The 2,346-nt window shown below is 75.5% G+C and carries 1 protein-coding gene; it reads right to left on the reverse strand.

The window, feature by feature from the left end; translation table 11 throughout:
* Positions 1-111: 111 nt before the first annotated feature.
* Positions 112-2,346 (reverse strand): ATP-binding protein (locus KN815_RS45465; protein WP_216347655.1); only part of this gene is annotated, 2,235 nt, incomplete at its 5' end.

The raw sequence follows: 2,346 nt of genomic DNA on the forward strand, positions 1-2,346 counted from the left end.
TACGCCTCCTCGCGCCGTACGCCTTCCCGCGCCGCCGCCTGAGGCATACGCCGCCTGCGCCGCCGCCGGAGGCACGCCGCCCGAGCCGCCCCGCCCGGGCCCTACGGCCCGTCAGCCGTCGGGCCTGCCCAGCCGGGCGAGTCCCTCCCGGAGCCGCTGGGCGTCGGGGTGGCCGAGGGCGTCGAAACGGGTCAGGGCCCGCTGCCAACTGTGGCGGGCCCCGGCCCGGTCTCCGGCGGCGAGCTGTGCGCTGCCCAGCCGGTGCAGGGACTCGGCCTCCCGCACCCGCTCGCCCCGGCCGCGCCGCAGCTCCACGGCGTGCCGGTAGCAGCTAATGGCCTGCTGGTGGTCGCCGACGTGCTGATACGCGTAGCCGAGGCTGTCCCAGGCCGCGGATTCCCCGCGCCGGTCCCTCGCCTCCCGCATCATGTTCAGCGCCTTCTCGCAGTGGACGAGGGTCTGCCGGAAGTCGCCCAGCATGGCGTAGGCCCAGCCGACGTTGTTCATGGCGTACGCCTCGCCGCTGCGGTGGCCCGCCGCCCGGTACAGCTTCAGGGCGCGCAGCGCGTGGTGCAGCCCCTCGTCATGGCGGCCCTCCCGCTCACCGGCGAAGTTGAGCGCGCCATGGGCCAGGGCCTGGCCGACGGCGTTGCCGGTCTCGCCGTGCAGGTTCAGGGCGCGCACCAGATGGCCGCGGGCCCGGTCGTAGCGGCCCATCCGCAGATCGGCCATGCCCAGGCCGTAGCAGGCGTGGGCCTGGCCGGTGAGGTCGCGGATGCGGTGGGCCGAGCCCAGGGCGGTCCGGTGGACGGTGCGCTGATCGTGCCAGTGGCCGCGCTGGTCCAGGAACTCCATCAGCGACCAGGCCAGTTGCCAGGCGTGGGTCTCGAATCCGGTCTCGGCGGCCTGCTGGAGCGCCGCGATCAGCGTCGGATAGGTGAGGCCGAACCAGAGCAGCGCCTGTGCGTGCCCCGTGAACTCCCCGACGCTGACCCCGGGCCGGACCGGCTCGACCGTGATCGGCTCCCGGTGCGGGGTGAAGGCCGCCCCGGCGGCCACGGCGGTGTGCAGATAGTGGTCGAGCAGCCGGTGCAGCGCGGTGTGGCGCTCGTCCTGCCCGTCGTACGCCCGGGTCAGCTCCACGGCGTAGGCGCGCAGCAGATCGTGGAAGCCGTACTGGCCGGGGGCGCGTTCGGCGATCAGATGCGCCCGGGTGAGCTGGATCAGCAGCCGGCGGGCCTGCGGGACCGGGACCCCCACCAGGCTGGCGGCGGCCGGGGCCGCGATATCGGGGCCCGGGTGGACGCCCAGCAGCCGGAACAGCCGGGCGGCGTCGGGGCCCAGGGTGTGGTACGACCAGGAGAAGACGGCCCGGACATCGGTGGTGGCGTCCCCGCCCTCGAACGCGTCGAGGCTGCCGCGGGCGTCGCGCAGCTCACCGGCCAGCGCCTCCAGGCCGAAGCGGGGGTGGGCGGCGGCGCGGGCGGCCACGATGGCGAGCGCGAGCGGCAGCCCGGCGCACACCGTGATCACCTCGGCCACGGCATCGGGTTCGGCGGCCACCCGCTCGGCGCCCACCCGGCTGATCAGCAGCTCGCGCGCCTCGGCCCGGTCGAGCAGATCCAGCGGCAGCGGCTGGGCCTGCTCGGCGACGACCAGGCTGGTGAGTTCGTTACGGCTGGTCAGCACCACCAGACAGGCGGGGGAACCGGGCAGCAGGGGCCGCACCTGCTCGGCGTCCCGGGCGTTGTCGAGCAGGATCAGCATCCGGCGGTCGGCCACCAGGCTCCGGTACAGGGCGGTCTGCGCCTCGACGGTCGCGGGGATCCGGTGAGCGGGCACCTGGAAGGCGTCCAGGAGGCTCCGTACGGCCTCGGCGACGGTCATGGCCGAGTCGGTGGGGCCGAAACCGCGCAGGTTCAGATAGAGCTGACCGTCGGGGAACCGGTCGCGGACGCGGTGGGCCCAGTGCACCGCGAGGGTCGTCTTGCCGAGGCCGCCGCTGCCCGCGATCACGGTGATCGTCGCGGCCGTGGGCGCCCGTCCGCCGCCCTCGCCCGAACCCGCGCGCAGCAGGGCGTCCAGCCCGGCCAGTTCGCGCTCGCGGCCGGTGAAGTGGGTGACGTCGGAGGGGAGTTGCTGCGGTACGGCGGTGACGACGGAGATGCGCTCGGGGGCGGTGGCGAGTGCGGGTGCGGGTGTCGCGGTGGGCGGATCGGCGGTGGATGCGGGGGTGAGAGCTTGCGTGTCGCCGGGCCCGGCGATGGGCTCCGTGACGGGCCCGGCGACGGGCTCGGGCGCAGCGTCGGCGGCCGGGACGCCCTCCACGGCGGGGGCCGGGACGGG

It is taken from the genome of Streptomyces niphimycinicus (genome assembly GCF_018883605.1).
Taxonomy (GTDB): domain Bacteria; phylum Actinomycetota; class Actinomycetes; order Streptomycetales; family Streptomycetaceae; genus Streptomyces; species Streptomyces niphimycinicus.